The sequence below is a fragment of the Pantoea cypripedii genome, assembly GCF_002095535.1.
GTDB lineage: Bacteria > Pseudomonadota > Gammaproteobacteria > Enterobacterales > Enterobacteriaceae > Pantoea > Pantoea cypripedii.
The window spans coordinates 2,005,043-2,030,529 of record NZ_MLJI01000001.1 but is presented as its reverse complement, the minus strand read 5'-3'; the positions used below and the strand labels follow the sequence as shown (position 1 = coordinate 2,030,529).

Below are 25,487 nucleotides of genomic sequence, written 5' to 3'. Positions count from 1 at the left end.
TTATTCCCCCGTTTTCTCAGCAATTGCAGTGTGGCTCGCATGGCTATGCGGCATCCCAGGGAATACGCGACGGACCAGCACAAAGAACAGCGGAACTAAGAAGATGGCTAACAACGTGGCGGAAATGGTACCGCCGATAATGCCGGTACCGATGGCGATACGGCTGTTAGCACCCGCACCGGTCGATATTGCCAGCGGCAATACCCCGGCAGTAAACGCCAGCGAGGTCATAATGATCGGACGCAAGCGCATCGATGCCGCGTGCATCGCCGCTTTCACCAGGTTTTCCCCTCGGCGGTAGTTATCCTCAGCGAATTCCACGATCAGGATGGCGTTCTTGGTCGACAGACCGATGATGGTCAGCAGTGCCACCTGGAAATAAACATCGTTTTCCAGACCGCGCAGCGTAATCGCCAGCAGGGAGCCAAACACACCCAGTGGCACCACCATCATTACCGAGAACGGCACCGACCAGCTTTCATACAGCGCCGCCAGACACAGGAACACCACCATCAGCGAGATGGCATACAGCGATACCGCCTGGTTACCGGCCAGTCGCTCCTGGTAGGACAAACCGCTCCACGCAAAGGTGGTGCCTTGTGGCAATTTACTCGCCAGCTTCTCCATCGCCGTCATGGCATCACCGGAACTTTTGCCGCTTGCCGACGCCCCCTGAATCTCATAGGACGACAGACCGTTGTAGCGAGACAGCACATCCGGGCCATAAGTCCAGTGCGAGGTAGAGAATGACGAGAACGGCACCATCGTGGTGTCACCGTCGCTATCGGTACCCGTCACAAACCATTTATCGATATCCTCTGGTTTACTGCGGAACTCTTCATCACCCTGCATGTAGACCTTTTTCACCCTGCCGCGATCGGTGAAGTCATTGACGTACGTGCCGCCAATCGCCGCACTTAGCGTGCTGTTGATATTGCTGATGGTCAGGCCAAGCGACTGGGCTTTCTCGTCATCGATATCCACCTGCAACTGCGGCAGATCTGGCAAGGTATTGGCACGAACGCTGCTGAGCACCGGGTCCTGATTGGCATCGGCAATCAACTGGTTGCGTAGCTTCAGCAACTGGTCACGATCGGTGGCGCCGCGTCCCTGTAATTCGAAGGTAAAGCCATTCGACTGACCCAAACCTGAGATGGACGGCGGCGACAGGACAAACACCTGCGCATCACGGATAGCGGACAGGTTCATCATGGCGCGTCCGGCAATGGCATCAGCGGTATTGGCCGCGCCCTTACGTTCGCTCCAGTTTTTCAACGAGATAAAGCCCACACCGGCGTTCTGCCCGCTACCGGCAAAGCTGAAGCCGTTCACCAGCATGCTGACGTTGACGTTATCTTTCTCTTTGGTGGCGAAGTATTGCTGGATCTGACGACGGACTTCGCTGGTACGGTTTTCCGTGGCACCCGGAGCCAGCGTGTATTGCACCATGATATAACCCTGGTCTTCAGTCGGCAGGAAGCCGGTCGGCAGACGCAGATACATAAAGGCACAACCAATCAGCAGCACCGCGTACAGCAGCAGGTAACGCACCGAGCTGTGAATCACATGCCCGACTTTATCGTGATAACGCGCCTGGATTTTCTCGTAGCTGCGGTTAAACCAGCCGAAAAAGCCTTTCTGCCCGCTTTCATGATCGTGCGGTTTCAGCATGGTGGCGCACAACGCCGGGGTCAGCGTCAGGGCGACGATCACCGACAGCACCATCGAAGACACAATGGTGATGGAGAACTGGCGATAGATAACGCCGGTTGAACCGCTGAAGAAAGTCATGGGCAGGAACACCGCCGACAACACCAGCGCAATACCGATCAGCGCACCGGTGATCTCCTTCATCGATTTTTCGGTCGCTTCCCGTGGCGGCAGATGTTCTTCACGCATCACGCGCTCAACGTTTTCTACCACCACGATGGCGTCATCCACCAATAGCCCGATGGCAAGCACCATCCCGAACATCGTCAGGGTGTTGATCGAGTAGTTGAACACCGCCAGCACGCCAAAGGTGCCGAGCAACACCACCGGAACGGCAATCGCCGGGATTAACGTGGTACGGATGTTTTGCAGGAACACAAACATCACGATCACCACCAGCACAATCGCCTCAACGAGAGTTTTGACCACCTCTTCAATCGAGATTTTAACGAAGTCGGTGCTGTCGAGCGGATAGGCGATGTCATAACCGGTTGGCAGGCTGCTACGGAACTCATCGACCGTGGATTTAACGACCTCGGCGGTGGACAGTGCGTTGGCACCGGACGCCAGCTGAATCGCGATACCCGAGGCCGGATGACCATTGGCCAGCACGTTGGCGCTGTAGTCATCATCCCCCATTTCCACTCGCGCCACATCGCTCAACCGTACCACTGAACCATCTGTCTGGCTTTTCAGTACGATATTGCGGAACTGCTCTGGCGTTTGCAGACGCGAACGGGAACGCACAGTGGCGACCAGTTGCTGCTCTTTACTGGCGGGTTGTGCCCCCAACTGACCGGATGAGACCTGGGTGTTCTGCGCTTCCAGCGCGGTTTCCACGTCAGAAGGCATCAATGAATAGGAAGCCAGTTTCGCCGGGTCCAGCCAGATACGCATCGCGTATTCCGCACCAAACACCTGCACGCTACCGACGCCCGGCAGACGAGCCAAGGTGTCTTGCATGTTACTGACCAGGTAGTCAGCCACGTCCGCAGAGGTGCTTTTGTTGTTTTTGTCGTACAGCGCCATGATCAGCAGGAAGTCACTCTGTGCCTTCTCGACGGTCACACCCTGCTGGGTCACCGCGTCCGGCAAACGGCTTTCCGCCTGCTGCACCTTGTTTTGCACCTGGACCTGGGCAATATCAGGGTCAGTGCCCTGTTCGAAGGTGACGGTGATTTTGACCTGGCCGGTTGACGCGGTACTGGTAGACGAGAAGTACAACAAACCATCAAGACCGGTCAGTTGCTGCTCAATCACCTGGGTCACGCTGCTTTCCAGCGTTTCCGCTGACGCACCGGTATAGGTTGCCTGAATACTGATTTGCGGCGGTGCCACATCAGGGTATTGCGCAATCGGCAGGTTTTTGATGCTGAGGATACCGAACATCATGATGCAGATGGCAATCACCCAGGCAAACACCGGTCGGCGGATAAAGAACTGAGCCAACATAATCAGTTTCCTCCGGCGGTATTCGCGCTGGTGTCAGTCGTGGTGGTGGTGCCCGTTTCTACCGCTTTCACGGTCTGGCCTGGCTGCACTTTGCCAGTCCCTTCGACAATCAGCTTGTCGCCGCTTTGCAGGCCACTGTCGATCAGCCATTTGTTGCCAATCACCCGATCGGTCACCACTTCACGGCTTGCCACTTTGTTGTCTTTATCCACCACCAGCGCGGTGGCATTGCCTTTCGCATCACGGGTAATCCCCTGCTGCGGCGCCAGGATCGCATCGTTTTTCACACCATTGGTGACACTGGCTCGGACATACATGCCAGGCAGCAGTTGGTGATCCGGGTTGGGGAAGATGGCGCGCAGCGTGACGGTACCGGTCGATTCATCCACCGAGACTTCAGTCAGTTCCAGCTTACCGGTGCGATCATAAGTAGAGCCGTCTTCCAGCTGCACCGTCACCGGCACCTCATCGCTGTTCTGGTTCAGTGACGCCTGCTGGCGTTTCAGCTTCAGCAATTGCACGCTGGACTGGGTCAGATCGACATAAATCGGATCGAGGGCGCGAATCGTCGCCAGTGCCGTGGTCTGCTCGGACGTCACCAGCGCACCGGGTGTCACCGATGAAATGCCAATACGGCCGCTGATCGGCGCTTTGATCTGGGTATAATTCAGGTTGATACGCGCACTTTCTACCGCCGCTTTGTACTGCGCAACCGAAGCAATATTCTGCTGGTAAGTGGCTTCCGCATCATCGGCATCCTGACGGGAAACACCGTTCTCTTTCACCAGCGCCGCATAACGTTCGGCTTTCAGTTTGCTGCTTTTCACCACCGCGATGGCATTTTTGAGTTGCCCGACCGCTTCGTCATAACTGGCCTGATAACTGGCCGGGTCAATCTGGTAAAGCACCTGACCGGCTTTAACCTCATCCCCTTCGGTAAACAGGCGTTTCTGGATAATCCCTCCCACCTGCGGACGTACATCTGACGTCATGGTGCCGGTGACCCGCCCTGTCAATTGACTGGTCAGTGTCACCGGTTCTGTTTGCAGCGTTTTTACGCCAACTTCCGTGACCATTGCCCCGGGTTTGTTCTCTGCACTCTGGTCGCAGGCGACAATGAGAAACGCCAGACCCGCAATGACATATCGCTGAAAAACCATCATGGTTAACCCTATAGTGAACGTTCATTCTCAGCGCGGGAGTCTAACAAACAACCGTTGATGGTGTATGTAAGTAAAGTGAAAAGATCGAACATGCCGCATGATCGGCACCTTTGCGGGATTGCGGGGCGATAATTGAACTCCGCAGTGAAATATCGCACCGGATTGTTGCGGCGCAATTTATTGCGCGGGGTTTACCGGCACGGTGCACAGAATTGCGCGATAAATCGCGCCGCTACGGCTCCGTGCGGTTATTGACCTGGTTGGCATTAATGCTGCCCCTACAGGCGTAGGGTGCGAATTTATTCGCACCAGGGATTGACGCTCAAGACGGTAGGTAGCTACGAAAACGAGCGATTTATCGCGCAACGCAATGCCAGCTGCGGGCTGGTTAACGGGCGTTGTTCTTCGCTGAAATCCTGCGCCGCAATCGCCATCGACACTTGCGCCAGTGCCACATTCACCGCGCCCTGCTCACGGGCTTTCTCCACCGCTTGCTTAATCAGCCGCCGATACCCCAGTTGATCACCGGCTTTAAACGTGGCCCAGGCATCGGGAATCAGGCGCACTTCAGGCTGTTGCCCGCTCCATGCAGGCGGGCAAAACAAGGCGGTGGTTGCTGCCAGCGTCGATTCCGCCGCACATAACACTACGGACTTCCCCTCCCGGCGGTGAACTTCATCGGCCAGCATGCCGTCAGTGCGCCAGACAACGCAGCCGTTGGCATCGTTGTGGAAACTATCCGCTACCGGCCCCAGGGTAGAACAGGTAATCAGAATCGCATCAAACCACGGTGTCAGGCTATGCAGCAACGCGGTCAGATGCGCCTGCTGCTCGCCCGTCATGCCGCCACTCAACTCGGCTTCGGCCAGCAGATGTGGCATCACCAGATGGTTTAAGGCCGTGGGTGGCATGCCGAGGCTGGCGGCGGCCTGATCAAAAATAGCGATATTGCTGGCAGCGGTATGTAAACAGGCGAGGGTCATAGCAAATCCTTTCTGTGATTATTAGCGGATACTTATCACTATCCTGCTTAGCCACATTGCATTAGTCACGAATTTTCATCAGAATTATTTCACATTGCCATCAGCAGCTTATCGCCCGTCGCTTGCCATTATGGATTCGAATCTCGTTGCGTTTATTATCGCCATCCTGCCAATCGCCTTGTCACCGGGAGCCAGCTTCACGCTGGCGATTAACAATACCCTGACGTCGGGTTACCGTGGCCTGGCAGCGATTATTATCGGGACCACATTGGGTATCTATACCCATGCGCTGTTGATTGGCTCCGGGATCAGCGCCCTGCTAATACGCTCCCCGGCTATTTTTACCCTGCTCAGTTTCGCCGGAGCCATCTATCTCTTCTGGCTCGGGTTACAGCTGATTAAACGGGGGCGCAATGTGGCGTCGCCTTATGTTTCCCGTCGTCCCCGACAAACCACCATCATTGATGCCTGGCTGGCCAATGTGCTGAACCCTAAAGCGGTGATGCTTTATCTCACCGTGGTGTCGCAGTTTGCCGGTAAACAGGCGGCGTTGAGTCACTTTCTGCTGTTAGCCACGGTACATATCCTGATTATGAGTCTGTGGCTGGTGGTGGTATGTTGCGCCCTGCTGACTTCGGCCAAACTCATCAACATCCAGAAAATCGGTTACTTCATTAATGTGGTGGGGGGTGCGGTGCTGGTGATTTTTGCCCTGCAAAACTTCGTGCAGCTGCTGCTGAAATTGCTGGGATTATCTTAACGACGCGATAACCCGAGCGGGACGCCCGGAGAACGGTGCCCACGCGCAGCAATTACCCTCATTCATCAAATGAATTTATTTAACCAGTGGTAAATAGGGCGATAAGGATTATCCTGGGTAAAATAATAGAACCTCACGATTTTATAGGTTTTTTATTTTTCTTCCGCAGGGTTTTTATTTCTCAATGATAAGTAATTCTGCAAGGAAGTTAATTTGAGAGTTTCCTCAGACGCCAATAAACAACATGCCGTGATATAAGTCACGCGACTGCCCTGCGGCAAGCCCGCCTATAACAGAAGGTTAATGATGATCAGCGCTAATTCACTTTATCGCAAATTACGCTTTCCGTTTAAACTTACCCATGCCGCTTTCAAATACCCGCGGGCCAATGCGCGTGTTAAACAATATAAGGTACTCTCACCCGAGCAAACCATTGACCTGCTGCTGAAAAACGATCACCTCTCCATCAGCCGCTATGGCGATGGTGAGCTGGAAATGACGTTATTCAAAAACATTGGTTTTCAGGCATTTGATGAACGCCTTTCCATTCGTTTAAAAGAGATCATGCGGCGAGGCGTTAATAACAACCCCAGTTGTCTGATCTGTATGCCCGATGCATTTCGTGGCACCGGGAATATGCGGTTCGGTTCGGCCCTGTTCTGGTTTTTCCATAAATCATTTTGCTTTCTGCGTTATGAGCCATTATTAAGTAGAAAATATCTGTATGGTAATACCTCAGTCACCAGACCGTACCATGATTATAAAGACAAGGCGTTATCCGCCGTGATGTTTACCAAATTTAAACAGCTGTTTGAAAATAAAAAATTTTAATTGTGGAAGGCAGTGGCACGCGTTTAGGTATGGGTAATGATCTGCTGGCGGGGGCGGCAGAAATTAAACGTATCACCACGCTGAATCGTAATGCTTTTTCACTCTACAACGATCTTTACAGCGCCGTGCTGGCACACGGGCGTGATTTCGACCTGGTACTGATTTCACTTGGTCCTACCGCGACAGTGCTGGCCTATGATCTCAGTCAACAAGGCATTCGCTGCATCGACAGCGGCCATATCGATATTGAGTATGAGTGGATGCGCAGCGCGGCACGCGACAAAGTGAAAGTGGCCGGAAAAAATGTTAATGAAGCTGGCGTGTTACTCAGCGATGAGGTTCGCGACAATGATGAAAATTATCGCAGTCAAATTCTGTTGCATGTGGGATTGAAACCGGAAGCGGTGCCAACAGCCCAACCGCTGCGTCAGAAGATAATGTGAATGGCTGGCAACGTCAGCCTGACTTCGCCAGCCATTCCTTAAGTTTGCGCAATGACACCGGCGCCTGATATACCGTCCCTTTCCCCTCTTTCAGCGGGCGCAGAATCCCCTGTTCTGCCAGCGCGGTGAGGCGGCTGCGTGCGGTATTATCCGCAATCCCCAGCCGGGCTTTTACGCCCGAGGCACTGAGTAACGAGCCAGGCGCATTCAGCGCCATCGCCATGATATCCAGCTCGCCTTTGCTCAGGGTTAAATGCGTCTCGACCCACTGCGTCAGCCGTTCACGCTCCTGGTGCAGGGTCGCCAACTGTTGGGTAAAAGCATTCACGGCACGTACTACCACATCACATTGAAACTGAATGAAATAAGTCAGATCCATGTCATCAGTTTCGCTATACAGGTAAGAGATGCCGTATTTCACCGCCGCCGCTTTGAGTAATTTACTGATCGAAATATAGCGGAAAGCGCTATAACCCCGACGAATCAGATGATGATAAAACAACCCGCGTGCGGTGCGGCCATTCCCGTCGCTAAAGGGATGGATGTAGCCAATGGCAAAATGCAGCACACAGGCGACCAGCAGTGGATGCGTGCCCTTTGCTTCCAGTTGCTGTACTTCCTCACACAACGCATCCAGCATGGCATCCAGCTGCTGAAAATCAGGCGGCTGATGAATGATTTCGCCATCCCGTCCGGCAACAAAAATATCATTGTTACGCCGCACTTCACCCGGATGATATTTCCCGTCATTAATATCCGCACAGGCAATACGATGAATAGCCAGGATATCGCTGCGCGTCAGCGGTGCATCGCCCAACGCGACGATATGTTGCATCAGACGCCAGTTACCCATGATCATGCTTTCGTCTTCGTTGCGCGGGGCGCGTCCGATAGCCAGCAATTCCATCGCCACGCGCGAGGTGGTTGCCGCCCCCTCCAGCTGACTGGAGGAAATCGCTTCCTCCATCACCAGTTGTGACATCAGGTAAGATGCGGCATCCTCGTCCGAAGGCGCCCCATTGCGCGCAAAGGTAAGCCGATCGACGGTTGAAATCGCGGTATTGATTTTATGCGTCAGATTGAACATGACGGGCTGAGCCGCCAGCGAAAATACCTGTGCGGTACTCCGCCGTTTAAATTTTAAGGCGGTCCAGACCGCATCACGTGCTGTACGATTACTCAGCCTGCGATAAAGTTCATCATAATGCAGGTAGCGTTCGTCCCACTCGGCGTGCACCTCAAGTAGCGCCGTCATCTCTGCGGCGCTCATGGTTTCAACCAACGTAGTGGGTGGACGGCGTATCTTCATCGCAAGCAATCTCAAAAATGGGTCATTTTGAGTTTACTTGAGATAACCGGGTGGGGCAAACCACAAACAAGTCCGACGGATTTACTGACCGTGGCGCTGACAAAATGCGTCAATGTCGCCGGACTGAAAATCCGCCAGATGTGCCATGATCTTCTCCAGCGGCCAGTGCCACCAGGCGATCGCCTGAAGCTGCGCAGCGATGGCTGGCGTAAAACGCACACGAATTGGCCTGGCCGGTACGCCGCCGACGATAGTGTAAGGTGGCACATCTTTGCTCACCACAGCCCCCGCCGCCAGCACCGCCCCATCACCCACCGTGACGCCGGGCAGCACAATCACCCCATGACCAATCCACACATCGTGACCAATGATCACCCGATCAGCACGGCGATCGGCAAAGAAGGAGGCATCACGTTGTGCCTGGTTATCATAATATTCCGGGCAATAGGTAAAACGATGCTGGGAAGCCCGATCCATCGGATGATTCGGTGCGCCAATGCGTACCTGATTAGCGATAGCCGTAAAGCGACCAATGTGCGCATCAGCAATACAACAATGCTCACCTACGTAAGAGAAATCCCCCAGCTCGCAGTATTCAAGGTAACTGTGTGCGAGGATCTCACACTGCTGACCAATGCTGGTCTCACGCATACGCACGCTGGGATCGATAACGGTATGTTGTAATTTGGCCGGTTGCACAGCAGCGAGTGCCATAGCGAAAACTCCGTAGTGGTCAGATGTCTGGATAACCTGGCTGCCACAGGGCAGCGACGAGACATCAATTTAACCGGCCTGGATGACAGCCAGATGGCAAGTCACATAGCGTATTCATTCACTGCTTCAGCAGTTGCTGCCCGGCATTCTTTTCCAGCCGATAGACATTGATCAGCGAACAAGCCACCAGCAATGACACACCGATAAATGCCACGTTCACATCCGCCTGGCCTGGCACGGTACTCTCGCGCCATCCCATCGAGATACGCATCAGCAGCGCAGCAATCGCGATCCCGGCACTCATGCTGAACTGGAAGAAGATACTGAAAATGACCGACGCATCCGCCATCTTTTCCTGCGGTACATCGGCGAATCCGAGGCTGTTATAGCAACTGAACTGCAGCGAGCGCGTCAGACCACCAATAAACAGAATAGTGGCGATGGCGAAATAGCTGAGTGAGGGGCTGAGCAGCACGCAACTGAGAATCGCCAGCAGACTAATCAAGCCATTCCACAGCAGGATGCGGCGGAATCCAAAACGATTCATCAGCCAGGTGGTGGCAGGTTTCATTGCCAGATTACCGGCAAACACCCACAACACCATCGATCCCGCCTGCACCGCGCTCCAGCCAAAACTGAGCTGAAACAACAGCGGCAGCAGGAAAGGAATCGCATTGATGGAGGCACGGAAATACGATCCGGCAATCGCCGTACTGCGGAAGGTTGGGATCGACAGCGTGCCGAAAGGCAACAACGGTGCCGGATGGTGCAGACTGTGGCGGTAGGTCAGTACCGCACTGACGATGCCCACCGCCATCAGCAACAATCCGCTGGTCAACTCGCTGTGTCCCAGCAATTCCAGCCCGGTGACCAGCGCGACACAGGCTAAGGCGGTGTAAACAAAGCCGAGGCCATCAAACGGCCGCGCTGAGGTGTTATGGGTTTTCGGTACCAGTCTGAAGGTGGCCAGCAGCGCCAGTATGCCTAACGGGATATTCAGCCAGAAGATCCACGACCAATGACCATAAGTGACGATAAAACCACCCAGCGGCGGCCCCAGCACCGGTGCAATCAAGCCAGGCCAGGTAATCACCGCGATGGTTTTCACCATATGTTTTTTCGCCGTGACGCCCAGCACCACCATTCGCCCCACCGGCACCATCAAGGCTCCGCCAATCCCCTGCAACACCCGGCTAAAGGTGAAAAATGGCAGATTGTCGCTGACGCCGCACAACACCGATGCCAGGGTAAACAACAGAATGGCGGCGGCAAACAGGTTGCGCGCCCCAATGCGTCCCGCCAGCCAGCCACTGATCGGGATAAATATTGCCACCGCTAACAAATAGGCGCTGATGCCGACGTTGAGCGCCACCGGGCCAACGGCAAACTCATGCGCCATTTGCGGTATCGCGGTGACAATCACCGTGGCATCGAGGTTTTCCATAAAAAAGGTCAGCGCTACCAGCAGCGCCAGCCAGAGCGGACTGCCTGCTGCTGAGGGGGTTTGCGACGAGGGGTGAGACATTCCTGTGGCATCCTGTTTCAGGTAACAAATTGCGTGAAGAATCCACAGGATAGCCGTAGCGGCGCGATTTATCGCGCTCTTTTCAAGATGCAGCCACAAAAACTGCGCGATAAATCGCGCCGCTACCGGTCCGTGCGGTAAGTGGCCGGTGTTATCCCCCCAACCACTTCACCGCCACATCCAGTAACACTTGTGCCCCGGCACACACCTGTTCTGGCTCAGACCACTCCTCGGGAGCATGACTGATCCCCGCCCGGCAGGGAATAAAGATCATCGCCGCAGGACAAATGGCTGCCAGATAGCGCGCATCATGACCGGCCGCTGAAAGCAGCGAAATAGCCGGATAACCCCGCTCGCGGGCAGACCCGGCGATCATCTGCTGCAGGCGGGGATCAAAGGCATTTGGTGCAGCTTCGCTCAGCCGGGAGATTTCCACCTGGCAGGGTGCCGCCAGCGCATTGATGATCTGTTCGATTTGCGCTGCCAACGCTGTCAGCCTCGGTTCCTGTGGATGACGCAGGTCGATACGAAACGTCAGTTCATCCGGGATCACCGAAGGCGCATTGGGCTGCATCTCCACCCGCCCGATGGTAAACATCACCTGAGGATCGGCGTCGCCAGTGACCTGATAAAGTTGCTGAGCAATGCGGGTAAAACTGCGCAGCACATCGCGCCGTTCTTTCATCGGGACGGTGCCCGCATGGCCGCGTTCGCCGTGCAGCGTCACCTGCCAGGTGACTTTCCCCTGAATCCCGCTCACCACCCCGATGGTCGCTCCGCTTTTTTCCAGCACGGTTGCCTGCTCGATATGCGCTTCGAGATAAGCCGCCGGAGGCCAGCTGCCGCGCCAAACCGGCAACGGCATCCTTTGTCGGATGGCTGCCAGCGCCTCACCCACCGTCACCCCACCGGCGTCGGCGACGGCGTGAATCGCCGCCAGATCACGCGCCCCGGCGAACCAGGAGGAACCCATCATACCGGGTGCAAAGCGCGATCCTTCCTCATTCATCCAGGAGACGGCGACCACATCGCAGCCAGGTTGCAGGCCGCTCTCGCGCAGCACCGTCAACACTTCCAGCGCGGCCAGCACGCCGTAAACGCCATCAAAGCGTCCACCCGTGGGCTGGCTATCGAGATGGCTGCCCAGCAGCAAAGGCGCTGCCTGGCGGTCAAGCCCCGGTAAAATCACAAACAAATTTCCTGCCGCATCGCCGCAGGTTTCCAGCTGGCTTTCCTGCGCCCAGTGCTGCATCAGCTGCCAGCTCTCCTCCTCTTCCCGACTCAATGCCTGGCGATTAACACCCTCACCGGGAATGGCACCGATTTGTGCCATTTGCATCAACCGCTGCCACAGGCGTTCACCCGCAATTTTCATCATATCTCCTGCTCGCTGGTATCAGTCGGTACGCATAATCTGCGCCGGATTGGCGCGCGGATCGCGCTCGCCCCAGTTGCCGCTCTCCACCTGGGCATAAAACTCCGCCAGCAGTTGATTAAACAGCTGCGGTTCTTCCAGGTTGAGGGTGTGGCCGGTTTTCGGCAGGATCGCCAGCCCGGCAGCGGGCAGATGCTTTTTCAGGTACAGGCCCGGTTGCAGGCAGTGATCGTCCTCGTCCCCCACCATAATCAGCACGGGCAACTGCAACGCCTGAATCTGTGGCTCCAGCTGATAAAAGGCCGGACGACGCGCCTGCACCCCGCGCATGGTGAGTGATGCCCCGAGCGAGTCATGCTCTGCCAGCCGATCGGCAAAACGCTGCCAGCCCAGCGGATCTTTATTCTGGAACTGCACACGGCTGGCACCCAGCGCATAGGTCGGCGCAAACTTTTTAGCGCCCTGGCTGGCAAAGTTTTCCCCCACCTGGAGCGAGACCTGACGAAAATAGGCTTCGGTTTCCGGCTCGCAGCCGTAACCCGCCCCGGCTATGGTCAGCGACAGCGCACGCTCAGGCGCATTCAGGCCAAAATGCAATGCAGCAAACCCGCCCATCGATAAACCGACAATGTGTGCCTGCTCAATACCCAGACCATCCAGCACCGCCAGCGCATCTTCCACCGCACGTTGTTGTGAGTAGGCTTCTAACTGCGTCGGCACCGAAGAGGGCGGATAGCCACGTGCCGCATAAGTGATGCACTGATAACGACGGCTGAAGGCATGAATTTGCGGCTGCCAGCTATCGTAGTTGCCGCCAAATTCGTGGATAAAAAGAATCGGCAGGCCAGTACCGGTGCTTTCGACCCACAGCTGCACATCATCATTGGTGGTGATAAACATGGTTCGATCCTCAGAAGGGTTGACGGAATTCCTGCTGTTGCGCGGCCTGCGCCACCATTTCCGGCAGCAGTGCAGCAAACTTCTCTGCCCAGGCAGCGGGAACCGTGGTGCTGACTTTGATAAAACGATCGCCGAAGGTTGCGGTGTGATAACCGCCATGACGGATCTGAATGCCCTGTTGCAGATAGCACTCCACCAGCGCTTCCGGGCGAATGTCTGCGCCAGTGACATCGATCACCAGGAAGTTTCCGCCAGAGGGATATACCGGCAAAGACAAACCGGGTACTGCCCGGACCGCTTCAGCAATCAACGCCTTATTGTGGTGATCGGCCGCCAGTAAGCGGGCCATCCATTCCTCTTTCACCTGAAGCCCGGCTTCGGCCGCACGCTGTGCCGGTACGCTGGCCCCCAGCACGCCACCGTTGTACGGCGCCAGTTCTGCCAGCAATTGCGGGGCGGCGATCAACGCGCCGACGCGCAACCCTGCCAGTCCCAGCCATTTCGAAAAGCTCACCGACATCACCACCTGCTCGCTATCCAGTCCCAGCGCAGCAACATGGTCCGGGGCGAAATCGCGATAGGTGCAGTCATGAATCAGCAACGCATTGTGGCGACGGGCAATGGCGATAAACGCCTGCAACTCTTCACGGCTGTAGTGAATACCCAGCGGGTTATTCGGATCGACGAGGTAAATCAGGGCGGTGTTGTCATCCACCGCCGCCGCCAGTGCTTCCGGGGTCAGGCGATAATGACAAACCTCATTCCAGATAGGGATTTGAATCACCTGCGATCCCATCTGCTGCGCAAACTGGCATGGCCATTTCCAGCTGGGATCGGTGGTGACGAAGGTGGTGCCGGGACGGCAGCGTGCCCGGCACAACGTCGCCAGCGCATTCACGCCGCCATCGGTTACCATCGCTTCGACACCAGCGACGCCAATGTCATTAACGATGGCACGGCGCAGCGATTCAAAACCGAGCGGCGGCGCATAGGCGTTAAACTCGGCGGCAGCCACCGACGCTTGTAGCGCCGCCAGCACCGCCGGGTGTGCAGGTAAATGGTTGGTATTTTGCCCCATCCAGATCAGCCCTTCGGTGGCAAATAGCTGATCAAACCAGGCGTTACGGGTATAGATATCTGACATGCTGCGCTCCCGGTTAGATGACCGATCCACGCGCAGCAATGCCGCCGTCGATAGTGATATTGGTGCCGCTGATATAACCGGCGCGATCGGAAGACATAAACGCCACCAGGTCCGCCACTTCTTCTGACGTCGCCGGACGCTTGCCCGGATAGAGCGCGAACAGCTCCTCCCAGCGCGCTTCGTCACCCAGCATATCAATCGCTTTGCGCTTCATGATTTTCAGCATGCGATCGGTCGCTACCGGGCCAGGGTTGATGCCGATAACGCGGATACCGTCATCGAGACTGCGGCCCCCCAGCGCTTTGGTGAACGACATCAGCGCCGCGTTGCCGGTGCTGCCAGCAATGTAGCTGGCGTCCCAGTTCTCGCCGGAATTGCCGATGACATTGATGATCACGCCACTTTTGGCGGCTTTCATTTGCGGATAATAAAGACGGCACAGCGAGATATAGCCGAAGACTTTCAGATCGAAACCGGCGCGCCAGGCCTGATCATCGACGATATCCAGTGATCCCGCAGGAATATCCCCGGCGTTGTTGACCAGAATATCGATGGCCCCTACTTCCGCCGCCAGCGACTCCATCGCCGCCGTGGAGCTGAGATCTTTTTCATAAACCGAGACGCTGACGCCATATTCCGCGATTAACGCCTGCTGCAAATCGCGCATCGCCGCGCCATTGCGCGCCGCCAGATGTAAGGTGCAACCTTCCGCAGCCAGCACCCGTGCTGTCGCTTCACCAATCCCTTTTGATGCGCCCGTGATCAGCGCGCTTTTGCCATTCAGATTCAGTTTCATGTTGTGCTCTCCGTGTTAGGTATACAAAACAAAGCAATTTGCATACCAGGAAAGCAAATTTATTTATCCGGCGAAACCCGCGATAAAATCCACCAGATCGTCACCCAGTAAAGTCAGATGCTTACGCATCGCATCGTGTGCGGCATCAGCATCGTTACGGGCGATGGCTTCGACAATCGCGCCGTGCTCCTCCAGCGTTTTATTGACCCGACCCGGATGAAAGGTGACTCGACGGCGATACACGCCCACACGATTACGCAGCGCCCGCGTCTCCTCGGCTAAAAACTCATTACGGGCAAAGGCATAGATTGCCTCATGAAAGCTGAGGTTCATGTCATAGAACGCGGCGGGTGAGATCGAGGTGCCCTGATCTGCCATCTGTTGATGGATCTGGCGTAGCTGGTGCAACTGATCCGGCGCGATCCGCCGCGCTGCCAGCCGGGCGCAGAGTCCCTCCAGCTCGGCCATCACCTGAAACATTTCCAGCAACGTATTCATGCCAAGCGCCCGGACCATCACGCCCTGGCGGCCATTCAGATCCACCAGCCCATCCGCTGCCAGCAGGCGAAAAGCCTCACGTACCGGGGTGCGTGAGACATCAAAGCGTGCGGCAATTTCCTTTTCGTCCAGACGTTTACCGGGTTCCAGCACACCGCTGGCGATCTCTTTTTCCAGGCTCTGCTTCAGGCCATCCGCCAGCGATGTTCCCGCCAGGCGGGAGAGACTTTTTTGCTCACTCATGGTGCTTTTTGCTCGTCAGGTTGCACTGATATGATCCTTTTTGCATACCTTAAATTACTTTAGGTATACATCCATTGCATCACTACCTAATGCGTATTGTCGCTGATTTCTGGCGCGGGTCAATGCCCTTTATCGAAGCTGGCACATATCCTGCAAGTCCGGTAATGCATCACCGTTATTTCAGAAGCGATGAGATGTATACATAAATTGAGTACGTAAGACATTACCAGGCTATTTGACACCCGAAACCAGAGGATAAACCAATGCCAGGATTCACCTCACCGTTCGTCCGCCGTTGTCTGACTGGATTACTCTGCACCGCATTGCTCGCCAGTGCCGCGCAGGCTGCCACGGAGAAAGTTTCAGTCCGCCTGAAATGGCTGGCCCAGGCGCAGTTCGCCGGTTTTTATGTCGCAAAAGAAAAAGGCTTTTATCAACAACATGGGCTGGATGTCACTATCAATCCCGGTGGCCCGAACATCAACGTTGAGACTTTAGTCGCTTCCGGTGCCGATACCTTCGGCCTGGCGGGCGGCATGGAGAGCGTGCTGGCAGCACGGGAAAAAGGCCTGCCGATTGTGGCGCTGGCCATGTCGCAGCAGCGCACCCCGTTTGCCTTTGTCACCTATGCCGATTCCGGTATCAACAGTTTCAAAGATTTTAAAGGTAAGAAGGTGTCAGTGTGGTTTACCGGGGTGCAGTATCCCCTGCTGGCCTCGCTGGGTGCTGCGGGCCTGAAGAAAGACGATATCACCCTGCTGCCGCAATCGGTGTCGCTTAACCCGTTTATTGATAAGCAGGTCGATGTCGCGACCGTCACCCTGTACAACGAATACAACACGCTGAAAGAGAAAGGCGTGACCAATCTGAAGCTGATCTCGCCGGACGATGTCGGCGTCACCACGCAGCAGGATGCGCTGATCACCTCGAAAGCCATGGTGGAAAAAGATCCGGCAAAAGTTCAGGCGTTTGTGGATGCCACGCTGGAAGGCTGGAAATACGCCCTTACCCACCGCGCTGAAACCATCGATATCCTGATGAAAACCAACCCGAGCCTCGACCGTAAACACCAGGTGGCGATGCTCGATACCATCGCCACGCTGATGTATCCGCAGGGTTCACCGGGGCTGGGCTACGTCGATATGCCGAAGGCAGAGAAGATGATGAAGCTGCTGGTGCAATACGGCGCGCTGAAACAGCCGGTGGACGTGAATCAAACCTTTGATCTGAGTTTCTGGCAGAAAGTCCCGGCAGCAGACAAAACCCTCAACTAAAGCCCGCGCGGAGAAGCCTGATGACCGTTGCACCCAAAAACTCACTGCCCCTGTTGCAGCTGGATAATTTATGGAAACGCTTTGGCGATGCGCAGAAGCCGGTGGTCGCCGTCTCTGGCGTCAACCTGACGGTGAATGAAGGGGAGTTTGTCACGCTGGTGGGTCCTTCCGGTTGCGGCAAATCGACGCTGTTTAACATGATCGCTGGCCTGATCAATCCGGATAACGACGGTGCCATCCTGTTTAAAGGCCTGTCACAGCAGGATGGCGAGTTGCTGGGCAAAGTGTCGTTTATGCCGCAGCGCGATCTGCTGCTGCCGTGGCGCACCATTATGGATAACGCCATTCTGGCACTGGAATGTGAAGGCATTGCGCGCAAGGACGCGCGCAAACGGGCCGAGGCGCTGTTTCCCAGCTTCGGTCTGAGCGGTTTTGAACAGAGCTACCCCCATCAGTTGTCCGGCGGCATGCGACAACGTGTCGCCCTGATGCGCACCTTCCTGTTTCAGCGCGATCTGATGCTGCTGGATGAACCTTTTGGCGCGCTGGATGCGCTAACGCGTACGCTGATGCAGCGCTGGCTGCTCCAGCTGTGGGAACAGCATCGCCGCACCATTTTGTTTATCACCCACGACATTGACGAAGCGATTTTTCTTGGCAGCAAAGTGGTGGTGATGAGCGCGCGCCCTGGCACCATCAAATGTATCGAACCGATTGACCTGCCCCGGCCGCGTACCGCGGATATCGTGACTTCTGCTGAATTTATCGCCATCAAAAAGCGCCTGCTCGATGCGATCGAAGAAGAAAGCATGAAGTCGTTCCGCTTTACCCAGCTTGAGGGGCAATCATGACGAAGCGCCTGCTGACTCATCCACTGCTGGTCACGGTGCTACTGGTGCTGCTGTTCTGGCAGGGCAGCGTCACGCTGTTCTCCATCAGCCCGCGCTACCTGCCGTCAATCATGATGGTGGCGCAGGATATCCAGGCAAATGCGGCGCAGCTGCTGGCCAGCACCGGACGCACCGCGCTGGAGACGCTGCTGGGCTTTGCGCTCGGCACCGCATTTGGCGTGGCTTGCGGCATCCTGTTTTTCTACGTCAGCTGGATCGATCGCGCCTGGTTTCCGCTGTTTGTCGTTTCGCAAACCGTGCCGGTGATCGCCTTTGGCGCGCTGGTGGTGATCTGGTTCGGCAATACGCTGTTTGCCAAGGTGATGATTGCTTTTTACCTGACGTTTCTGCCGGTCACGCTCAATACCAAACGCGGGCTGCAAATGGTGGACCCGCTGCATATCAGCCTGCTGCGCAGTTTTGGCGCCAGCGGGATGAAGCGTTTTCTGGTTTTGCACTTCCCCGCTGCCGCCCCCTCGATTTTCGTCGCCCTTAAGTTGGGCATTTCCCTGAGCCTGGTCGGCGCGATTGTCGGCGAGTGGTTTGGCGACACCGTTGGGCTGGGCGTGCTGCTGATCCAGTCGATGTACAACGAAGATGTGGTGCGTATGTGGACGTTAATCGTCATTTGCGGGTTAACGGGGGCGCTGCTGTATGCCGTGGTGGAGCGCTGTGAGAGGAAATTAGCATGGTGGGGAAAATAGCCGTGATACGCCAACTTCTGCCGCCGATTTGCGGCGTGCTGAGCCTGATCCTGCTGTGGGAAGGCAGTATCTGGCTGTTTGATATTCCTCCGTTTGTTTTGCCTTCGCTGCACAGCATCGTGCTGGCGATCATCAGCAGCGGCAGCAGCCTGTGGTTATCGATGGGCTGGACCCTGCTGGAGGCACTTAGTGGCTTCGCGCTGGGCCTGCTGGCCGGGTTGCTGCTGGCGATGCTGATGACCGTGTTTCGTCCACTGGAAGCCATCCTGATGCCGCTGGCGGTGGCAATTAACTCGGTGCCCACCGTGGCCTGGATCCCGCTGGCGCTGATCTGGTTTGGCATGGGGGCCATGTCAAAAATCGTGCTGGTGGTGTTGGCCGTCAGCTTTGTGATTCTGGTCAACAGCCTGCATGGGCTGAAACAAGCTGACCCGCAGATGATCAACCTGATGCGCAGCTTCGGTGCCAGCCGCGTCACCATCATGCGCAAGCTGCAACTGCCTGCCGCCTTGCCCAACATTGTCAGCGGGCTGCGTGTTGGCCTGGTGCGCAGCATCATCGTGGCCATCGTTGCTGAGATGTTGGGGGCGTATCAGGGCATCGGCTGGACCATCTTCCAGTCCACCCAGCAGGTGGATCTGCTCACGGTGTGGGCGGCCGTGGTGGTTTCTTCACTGGTCAGCATCGCGCTGTATGGCCTGCTGGCCTGGATCGACACAACTTTTATCTGGTGGAAATAATCATGACGCAAACCGAACAGCAACTTCGTATTCAGCTTGCCGCCTGTTATCGGCTGGTGGCGCATTTCGGCATGGATGACCTGATTTACAACCACATTTCTGTACGCCTGCCGGGGCCGGAACACCACTTTCTGATCAACCCGTATGGCCTGTTTTTCCCTGAGATCACCGCTTCCAGCCTGATCAAAATTGATCTGGAAGGTAATGCACTGGAACCGAGTGACTATGAGGTGAACCGCGCCGGGTTTGTCATCCACAGCGCCATCCACGCGGCCCGTGAAGACGCCATCTGCGTATTGCATACCCACTCCGATGCCGCCACGGCGGTTTCCGCGCTGGAAGAAGGCTTACAGCCGGTGAGCCAGTTCGCGATGCATTTCTGGAATCGCCTCGGTTATCACGCCTATGAAGGCGTGGCGCTGGACACCGATGAACGCGCCCGGCTGGTACGCGATCTGGGTCCGCACCAGGTAATGGTGCTGCGCAACCACGGCATCCTGGCGGCCGGTCGCACCATTCCGGAAGCCTTTATGCTCGCTTACTACTTTGAACGCGCTGCGCGCATTCAGCTGATGGCGCAGGGCAGCGGCAGCAAATTGCTGCTGCCACCGGAAGCGGTCTCCGAGAAAGCCGCCCGTCAATTTAATCAATGTGAAGGGGATATCCGCCTGCGTGGTGAGCGCGAGTGGCCCGCTTTTATCCGTCTGCTGGACAAACTCGATCCCAGCTATCGTCAGTAAACATTCAGGAGGTTACCGATGTTAGAGTTACGCCCGTTAACAGATCATATCGGCATGGAAGTGCTGAACATCGATGCGACACAACCCATTGATCCGGCGACATTTGCTGAACTTCGCACCGCGCTCAATACCCACTCCGTGCTGCTGTTACGTCACCAGCCAGTGACTGAAGCACAGCATGTCGCGTTTGCGCGTGAATTCGGTGAGCTTCAGGTCCATGTACTGAGCCAGTTTCTGACCACGCCGTACCCCGAGTTGTATGTGCTGTCGAATGTGAAACAGGACGGCAAGCCGATTGGCAACCATAAAGAAGGCTGGAACTGGCACTCTGACTGGTCCTACTACGAAGTGCCCTGCTTTGGCTCGGTGCTGCACGCGGTGGAAGTGCCGCCGGTGGGGGCTGATACGCTGTTTTCCTCAATGTTTGCTGCTTATGATGCGCTGGATGACGACACCAAACGCCTGATTCAGCCGCTGAGCGCCGTGCATTCCTATTCTACCTACTACGCCAAAGCCTTTGCCGACCGCGAACCGCTCAGCGCCGAGCAAAAAGCGGCAACGCCGGATGTCGTCCACCCGCTGGTGCGCCGCCATCAGGAAACAGGGCGTCCGTCGCTGTTTGTCGGCCAGGATATCGTGAAAGAGATCGTCGGCCTGGAGCCGGAGGAGAGCGAAGCATTGCTGGCACGCCTTAACGCCCACGCCATCAGTGAAACCTTTACCTATCGCCATAAATGGCAGGCCCATGACCTGCTGATCTGGGATAACCGTTGCACCATGCATCAGGCCACCCCTTACGATGATGTTGCTTACCGCCGCGTGATGCATCGCGCCACGGTAAAAGGCAGCGAACGCCCGCAGGCGATGGGGTAAACCATGGCGCAATCCGGTGAACGACTGCATCGGGCGTTGTTGCAGGCTTATAAACAACGCCATCTTAATAGCCTGAGCTGGCTGGCGACGGAGCCTGCTTTGGCAGCGGCTGCCGCGTTAAGCACCGGCACAGCACCGCTCGCCGGTTTGCCTCTGGTGGTCAAAGACAATATTGATGTGGCGGGGATGCCGACCAGCATCGGCACCGCGTTACTGGCGGAAGAAATCGTCGGCCGTAATGCTGAAATCATCACCCGCCTGCAACAGGCTGGGGCCATTATTATCGGTAAAGCCAGTATGCATGAGCTGGCTTCCGGCACCAGCGGGCTGAACGTGGCTCAGGGGGATGTGCTGCATCCGTTTCTCTGCGGACGCGTGGTGGGGGGATCCTCCAGCGGCAGCGCGGCGGCCGTGGCGGCGGGGATCGTCCCTGCCAGTATCGGCACCGATACCGGGGCCTCTGTCCGGCTGCCCGCTTCATTTTGTGGTTTGATCGGTTTTCGCCCTTCGCTGTTGCGTTATCCGCAACAGGGTATCGCGCCCATTTCGGTCAGCCGCGATACCGCTGGAATTCTGGCGCAACACATCGACGAGGTGATCGCGCTCGATGCCGCCATTAGCGGTGAGTCCGAACTGCCCACGGTGGCGCTTGATGGTTTGCGCCTGGGGATACCGCGCGCGCATTTCTGGTCCGGTTGTGAAACTGCGGTGGTGCAGGCAGCGGAGCCGGTATTGCAGCGCCTGCGCGAACGCGGCGTGACGCTGATTGAGGTGGAAATCGCCGACGTGGCGGAACTGGCGGTGAAAGCCGGCTATCCAATGGCTTCCTATGAAATGCTGCGCGATCTGCCACATTATCTGCAACAGCGCGGCAGCCAGTTTACTTTTGAGCAACTTAAGCAGGCGGTGAAAAGCCCGGATGTGCAGGCGTTGCTGGCGGATGCCGCCACCGTCAGCGCTGAACAATATCAGGAAGCCGTAAACCACTGGAAACCGTTGCTCACCGCACGCTATCAGGCGGTTTTTCATCAGCATCAGCTCGATGGCCTGATCTTTCCCAGCGTGCCGTTGCTGCCACCACTGATTGCACAGGCCAACGCGCTGTTTCGTCAATTGATTGCCAATTGCGAACCGGCAACCGTGGTGGGCCTGCCGGGTATCAGCCTGCCGCTGGCGCAAACGCCGGATGGCATTCCGGTCGGGATCGAACTGCAATTTGCCGCAGGCGACGACCGCCGGTTGCTGGCCGCCGCCGCCCTGCTGGCGTAGCCACGAAAAAAGGCGGAGTGGTTAGCTCCGCCTTGATTCAAGTTCCGATCAGTGTGCCTGACCGGTCAGTTGCAAAAGGGCAACGATGATCTGCAAGATGACGCGGACTAAATCCAGCAGCAATCTAATCAGTTCCATCACTTTCCTTCTCCTCTGCAGGAGCGCGCCTTCCGGCATCCGGGACTTTGACTCCACCCGCCGAACGCCTGAGCACATCTGTGAGGAGTGCTGAGCGACGCTCATTGTGAAAGCCACAGGCCAGCACCACCTGGTACCTGCCGGGATTTGACAATCCGCGCCCCTGGGAGTCATCAGAAAACAATGAAGCGACGCCCGACACTCAACACCTGTACAACCATACAGTAGTTGAGCCAAACTTGAAATCTTTCTCTGCACATTTTATGATTCGTTTTGTGAGGAGTGCTGAGCACCCCGTTCAACACCCGGTTACCAGCCGATGTGTGAACAGAAAAAAAGGATTTGGCGTTGCTGCCAAATCCTTTTTTATTGCCTGCGATTTATCAGGAACGATCCGCTGGCAGTGTCACCCAGTAACCTGGCTGATAAGGCAGCGGCAGGAATTTTTCATGGAACGCGCGGAAAGTGGCATCCGGATCGAGATCAGCGAACAATTCCGGGTGCAGCCATTTTGCCAGCGCCTGAATGGCGACAAACTGATACGGGCTGTCGTAGAACTGATGCCAGATCGCGTGGGCATTGCCGTTATGCGCCACCGGCAGGGTTTTAAACGCATCACGCATCATCAGGGTACGCAGGCGCGCTTCGGCCTCCTGGGTATCGGCACCCGGTCCCACGCCGACCCATTTACCGACGGTGTTGTAGTTTTTCCAGTTCGCGCCGGTGACCACCACCACATCCGGCTGGCTGGCAATAATCTGCTCCGGATTCAGGGTACCGAAGGTACCTGGGATCAGATCCTTCGCGATATTCCTTCCCCCCGCCAGCTCAACCATCTGGCCGAAGTTTTCGTTACCGAATGACATGCAGCATTCATCGGTATAACCGCCGGCACGATCAATCATCACTTTTGGCTGCTTGCCGTTAAAATTTTTCAGGCGGTCGGTCACTTTGGCAATGGCAGAACGACGAAACGCAATAATCTCCTCTGCGCGCTGCGGATTGTTAACCAGTTCGCCCATAATGCGGATGCTTTGCTCGGCATGTTCCATCGGTTTCTCGCGGAAATCGATAAACACCACCGGAATCCCCACCGCCTGCAACTTCTCGATCAATTTACCTTCGTCAGTCGCCGCTTTGATTCGAGGTTCATCAGCACCAAATCGGGTTTCAGCGTCAGCGCCTGCTCGACATTAAAGGTGCCATCTTTGGCTCCGCCAAAGGTCGGCAACTGCTTAATCTGCGGATAACGTTTTTCATACGCCATATAACCGTCATAATCCGCTTTGTGGAAATCATCACGCCAGCCAACCACACGCTGGAACGGTGCCTGGGTGTCGAAGGCTGCCAGCAGGTACATCTGCCGCCCTTCACCCAGAATGATACGTTTTGACTCCTGTGCCACCTCGACCTGCCGCCCGGCCACATCGGTAATGACTTTGGCGGATGCACCACAGGCAACCGTCAGCAACCCCAGCGCTAACATCCATTTCTTCATGTCATCTAACCCTACAAATGATAATGATTATTATTAATGCATTTCGCGGCGTCACTATTACCTGGCGGCAACAAAATGAAAAGCCCCCGGCGACACATTTTTTTACATTCCTCCCGCTGTGTCGCCGCTCACAAAACGCCCTCCTTTCGTGAAAACGCTCACAGCCCGCCAGGCAATTGCCCAATTTATCGCCGGAATGATCCGCGCTTTGGCTAATGCGTTAACAAAAGGTGAAGACTAAATTACGAAATGAAACACCGTTTTAATTTCCTGATAACGCCCGTCATGGGCATGGACATGTGTTTACCGGAGGAGTTGCCGTGAAGATCAGCGCCATTGATGTCACCCTGTTTACCTACCCTACACGCCGCGTATCCGATAGCGCCGGGCATTCGCATCCCGGCGCAGAAAGTGACGCTCAGCTGGCGTTACTGACCCTGACCAGCGAAGACGGCCACTGCGGCCACGCTTTTGCGCCCGCCGAGGTGATCCGCCCGCATGTGGTGAATGCTTTCTTTCGTAAGGTTTTACTCGGACAAAACGCCTTTGATCGTGAACGGCTGTGGCAGGATTTGGTGCACTGGCAACGCGGCAGCGCCCATCAACTGACGGAGCGTGCGCTGTCGGCGGTGGAACAGGCGCTGTGGGACCTGATCGGTCGTAAACTGCAACAACCCGTGCATAAGCTGCTGGGCGGTTATCGCGAGAAAATTCCCGCCTATGGCAGCACCATGTGTGGCGATGAACTGGAAGGCGGTCTGGCAACTCCGGACGACTACGCCCGTTTTGCCGAACAGCTGGTGACGCGTGGTTATCGCGCCATCAAGCTGCATACCTGGATGCCACCGGTGTCGTTTGCCCCCAGTCCGGCAATGGATATCAAAGCCTGCGCCGCCGTGCGTGAAGCGGTGGGACCGGATATCGCCCTGATGCTGGATGGCTACCACTGGTATAGCCGCAGCGACGCCCTCACCATCGGCAAAGCGCTGGAAAAACTCAACTTCACCTGGTTTGAGGAGCCAATGGAAGAAGAAAGCATGGCGTCCTATGCCTGGCTGGCGAATAACCTGAGCATTGATGTACTCGGCCCGGAAAGCCTGGGTGGCAAACACCACAGCCGCGCCGACTGGGTGCAGGCCGGTGCCTGTGACATTTTACGCGCCGGGGCCAACGGCGTGGGTGGGATTTCCGCCACGCTGAAAGTCGCCAGCCTGGCCGAAGCCTTCGGTATGGATTGCGAAGTGCACGGCAACGGTGCCGCCAGCCTCGCCGTGGTGGGTGCCATCCGTAACTGTCGCTGGTATGAGCGCGGCCTGCTGCATCCTTTCCTCGATTATGAACAACCCCCGGCCTATCTCCACAGCCTGGTCGACCCGATGGACAGCGACGGTTTTGTCCATCTGCCGACCCGTCCCGGACTGGGCGAAGACATCAATTTTAGCTGGATTGAAACCCATACCCTGAATCGCTGGTAATACCCGACACAAGCAGTACGGCAAACAACAATAAACCTCT

General features: G+C 56.2%; 20 protein-coding genes and 2 pseudogenes. 10 read left to right on the top strand and 12 right to left on the bottom strand.

All coding sequences use genetic code 11. The features are described 5' to 3' along the window. The 3 genes from HA50_RS09460 to HA50_RS09450 form a co-directional block, all read right to left on the bottom strand. Positions 1 to 3,162 (bottom strand): efflux RND transporter permease subunit, encoded by a 3,162-nt coding sequence (locus HA50_RS09460; RefSeq protein WP_084874615.1) that lies wholly within the window; start codon positions 3,160 to 3,162, stop codon positions 1 to 3. 2 nt (positions 3,163 to 3,164) lie between these two features. After that, positions 3,165 to 4,325, bottom strand: coding sequence for an efflux RND transporter periplasmic adaptor subunit (locus HA50_RS09455; protein ID WP_084874613.1), 1,161 nt, complete (start codon positions 4,323 to 4,325; stop codon positions 3,165 to 3,167). Positions 4,326 to 4,663: 338 nt separating this feature from the next. Then, positions 4,664 to 5,308 carry a glutamate racemase gene (locus tag HA50_RS09450; protein WP_084874611.1) on the bottom strand — a complete coding sequence of 215 codons (645 nt, stop codon included), beginning with the start codon at positions 5,306 to 5,308 and terminating at the stop codon, positions 4,664 to 4,666. A gap of 130 nt (positions 5,309 to 5,438) precedes the next feature. Here HA50_RS09450 and HA50_RS09445 point away from each other — a divergent pair, with 130 nt between their 5' ends. Together HA50_RS09445 and HA50_RS09440 are read left to right on the top strand one after the other, a co-directional pair. After that, positions 5,439 to 6,068, top strand: coding sequence for a LysE family translocator (locus tag HA50_RS09445; protein WP_084874609.1), 630 nt, complete (start codon positions 5,439 to 5,441; stop codon positions 6,066 to 6,068). Positions 6,069 to 6,374: 306 nt separating this feature from the next. After that, positions 6,375 to 7,342: pseudogene (locus HA50_RS09440) on the top strand (GT-D fold domain-containing glycosyltransferase). Positions 7,343 to 7,355: 13 nt separating this feature from the next. On the opposite strand, the gene HA50_RS09435 reads toward HA50_RS09440, so the two are convergent. The 8 genes from HA50_RS09435 to HA50_RS09400 form a co-directional block, all read right to left on the bottom strand. Continuing rightward, entirely contained in the window at positions 7,356 to 8,651 is a 1,296-nt protein-coding gene (locus tag HA50_RS09435) for a Fic family protein (RefSeq protein WP_084874607.1), read from the bottom strand. A gap of 81 nt (positions 8,652 to 8,732) precedes the next feature. Then, complete coding sequence (locus tag HA50_RS09430) at positions 8,733 to 9,365, bottom strand: DapH/DapD/GlmU-related protein (RefSeq protein WP_084874604.1); 633 nt, start codon at positions 9,363 to 9,365, stop codon at positions 8,733 to 8,735. 118 nt (positions 9,366 to 9,483) lie between these two features. Further along, positions 9,484 to 10,890 (bottom strand): MFS transporter, encoded by a 1,407-nt coding sequence (locus HA50_RS09425; protein ID WP_084874602.1) that lies wholly within the window; start codon positions 10,888 to 10,890, stop codon positions 9,484 to 9,486. A gap of 151 nt (positions 10,891 to 11,041) precedes the next feature. Next, a complete protein-coding gene (locus tag HA50_RS09420) occupies positions 11,042 to 12,268 on the bottom strand; it encodes a hydantoinase/carbamoylase family amidase (protein WP_244193569.1) in 1,227 nt (408 codons plus the stop codon). A gap of 18 nt (positions 12,269 to 12,286) precedes the next feature. After that, positions 12,287 to 13,165, bottom strand: a complete 879-nt coding sequence (locus HA50_RS09415) for an alpha/beta fold hydrolase (RefSeq protein WP_084874598.1) — start codon at positions 13,163 to 13,165, stop codon at positions 12,287 to 12,289. 10 nt (positions 13,166 to 13,175) lie between these two features. After that, positions 13,176 to 14,309, bottom strand: a complete 1,134-nt coding sequence (locus HA50_RS09410) for a pyridoxal phosphate-dependent aminotransferase (RefSeq protein WP_084874596.1) — start codon at positions 14,307 to 14,309, stop codon at positions 13,176 to 13,178. Between the two features lie 13 nt (positions 14,310 to 14,322). Next, positions 14,323 to 15,105 (bottom strand): SDR family oxidoreductase, encoded by a 783-nt coding sequence (locus tag HA50_RS09405; RefSeq protein WP_021183342.1) that lies wholly within the window; start codon positions 15,103 to 15,105, stop codon positions 14,323 to 14,325. Positions 15,106 to 15,168: 63 nt separating this feature from the next. Then, the gene (locus tag HA50_RS09400; protein ID WP_084874594.1) at positions 15,169 to 15,846 is read right to left on the bottom strand and encodes a GntR family transcriptional regulator; all 678 of its coding nucleotides are present in this window, start codon (positions 15,844 to 15,846) and stop codon (positions 15,169 to 15,171) included. A 263-nt stretch (positions 15,847 to 16,109) separates the two neighbouring features. On the opposite strand from HA50_RS09400, the gene HA50_RS09395 reads away from it, so the two are divergent. From HA50_RS09395 to HA50_RS09365, 7 genes are read left to right on the top strand one after another with little or no spacing between them, the layout of a single operon-like run. Continuing rightward, complete coding sequence (locus HA50_RS09395) at positions 16,110 to 17,120, top strand: ABC transporter substrate-binding protein (protein WP_084874591.1); 1,011 nt, start codon at positions 16,110 to 16,112, stop codon at positions 17,118 to 17,120. A gap of 20 nt (positions 17,121 to 17,140) precedes the next feature. Continuing rightward, a complete protein-coding gene (locus HA50_RS09390; RefSeq protein ID WP_084874588.1) occupies positions 17,141 to 17,971 on the top strand; it encodes an ABC transporter ATP-binding protein in 831 nt (276 codons plus the stop codon). After that, positions 17,968 to 18,714, top strand: a complete 747-nt coding sequence (locus HA50_RS09385) for an ABC transporter permease (protein WP_084874586.1) — start codon at positions 17,968 to 17,970, stop codon at positions 18,712 to 18,714. The genes HA50_RS09390 and HA50_RS09385 overlap by 4 nt, the downstream gene beginning before the upstream one ends. Continuing rightward, on the top strand, positions 18,699 to 19,454 hold the full coding sequence (locus HA50_RS09380; RefSeq protein ID WP_084874583.1) for an ABC transporter permease: 756 nt from the start codon (positions 18,699 to 18,701) through the stop codon (positions 19,452 to 19,454). Before HA50_RS09385 ends, HA50_RS09380 begins: the two co-directional genes overlap by 16 nt. A gap of 2 nt (positions 19,455 to 19,456) precedes the next feature. Further along, the gene (locus tag HA50_RS09375; protein ID WP_084874580.1) at positions 19,457 to 20,194 is read left to right on the top strand and encodes a class II aldolase/adducin family protein; all 738 of its coding nucleotides are present in this window, start codon (positions 19,457 to 19,459) and stop codon (positions 20,192 to 20,194) included. Positions 20,195 to 20,212: 18 nt separating this feature from the next. Continuing rightward, a complete protein-coding gene (locus HA50_RS09370) occupies positions 20,213 to 21,067 on the top strand; it encodes a TauD/TfdA dioxygenase family protein (RefSeq protein WP_084874577.1) in 855 nt (284 codons plus the stop codon). Between the two features lie 3 nt (positions 21,068 to 21,070). After that, the gene (locus tag HA50_RS09365; protein ID WP_084874574.1) at positions 21,071 to 22,336 is read left to right on the top strand and encodes an amidase family protein; all 1,266 of its coding nucleotides are present in this window, start codon (positions 21,071 to 21,073) and stop codon (positions 22,334 to 22,336) included. Positions 22,337 to 22,857: 521 nt separating this feature from the next. Here the strand turns inward: HA50_RS09365 and HA50_RS09355 are convergent. Beyond that, a pseudogene (locus HA50_RS09355) lies at positions 22,858 to 23,972 on the bottom strand (ABC transporter substrate-binding protein). 320 nt (positions 23,973 to 24,292) lie between these two features. On the opposite strand from HA50_RS09355, the gene HA50_RS09350 reads away from it, so the two are divergent. After that, complete coding sequence (locus HA50_RS09350) at positions 24,293 to 25,447, top strand: mandelate racemase family protein (protein ID WP_084874572.1); 1,155 nt, start codon at positions 24,293 to 24,295, stop codon at positions 25,445 to 25,447. Positions 25,448 to 25,487 lie beyond the last annotated feature (40 nt).

Coding starts and splice junctions, on each gene's coding strand:
- HA50_RS09390 (WP_084874588.1), top strand. CDS start 17,141: ATGACCGTTGCACCCAAAAACTCACTGCCCCTGTTGCAGCTGGATAAT.
- HA50_RS09420 (WP_244193569.1), bottom strand. CDS start 12,268: ATGATGAAAATTGCGGGTGAACGCCTGTGGCAGCGGTTGATGCAAATG.
- HA50_RS09385 (WP_084874586.1), top strand. CDS start 17,968: ATGACGAAGCGCCTGCTGACTCATCCACTGCTGGTCACGGTGCTACTG.
- HA50_RS09460 (WP_084874615.1), bottom strand. CDS start 3,162: ATGTTGGCTCAGTTCTTTATCCGCCGACCGGTGTTTGCCTGGGTGATT.
- HA50_RS09395 (WP_084874591.1), top strand. CDS start 16,110: ATGCCAGGATTCACCTCACCGTTCGTCCGCCGTTGTCTGACTGGATTA.
- HA50_RS09400 (WP_084874594.1), bottom strand. CDS start 15,846: ATGAGTGAGCAAAAAAGTCTCTCCCGCCTGGCGGGAACATCGCTGGCG.
- HA50_RS09370 (WP_084874577.1), top strand. CDS start 20,213: ATGTTAGAGTTACGCCCGTTAACAGATCATATCGGCATGGAAGTGCTG.
- HA50_RS09415 (WP_084874598.1), bottom strand. CDS start 13,165: ATGTTTATCACCACCAATGATGATGTGCAGCTGTGGGTCGAAAGCACC.
- HA50_RS09455 (WP_084874613.1), bottom strand. CDS start 4,325: ATGATGGTTTTTCAGCGATATGTCATTGCGGGTCTGGCGTTTCTCATT.
- HA50_RS09430 (WP_084874604.1), bottom strand. CDS start 9,365: ATGGCACTCGCTGCTGTGCAACCGGCCAAATTACAACATACCGTTATC.
- HA50_RS09435 (WP_084874607.1), bottom strand. CDS start 8,651: ATGAAGATACGCCGTCCACCCACTACGTTGGTTGAAACCATGAGCGCC.
- HA50_RS09410 (WP_084874596.1), bottom strand. CDS start 14,309: ATGTCAGATATCTATACCCGTAACGCCTGGTTTGATCAGCTATTTGCC.
- HA50_RS09380 (WP_084874583.1), top strand. CDS start 18,699: ATGGTGGGGAAAATAGCCGTGATACGCCAACTTCTGCCGCCGATTTGC.
- HA50_RS09365 (WP_084874574.1), top strand. CDS start 21,071: ATGGCGCAATCCGGTGAACGACTGCATCGGGCGTTGTTGCAGGCTTAT.
- HA50_RS09425 (WP_084874602.1), bottom strand. CDS start 10,890: ATGTCTCACCCCTCGTCGCAAACCCCCTCAGCAGCAGGCAGTCCGCTC.
- HA50_RS09445 (WP_084874609.1), top strand. CDS start 5,439: ATGGATTCGAATCTCGTTGCGTTTATTATCGCCATCCTGCCAATCGCC.
- HA50_RS09450 (WP_084874611.1), bottom strand. CDS start 5,308: ATGACCCTCGCCTGTTTACATACCGCTGCCAGCAATATCGCTATTTTT.
- HA50_RS09405 (WP_021183342.1), bottom strand. CDS start 15,105: ATGAAACTGAATCTGAATGGCAAAAGCGCGCTGATCACGGGCGCATCA.
- HA50_RS09375 (WP_084874580.1), top strand. CDS start 19,457: ATGACGCAAACCGAACAGCAACTTCGTATTCAGCTTGCCGCCTGTTAT.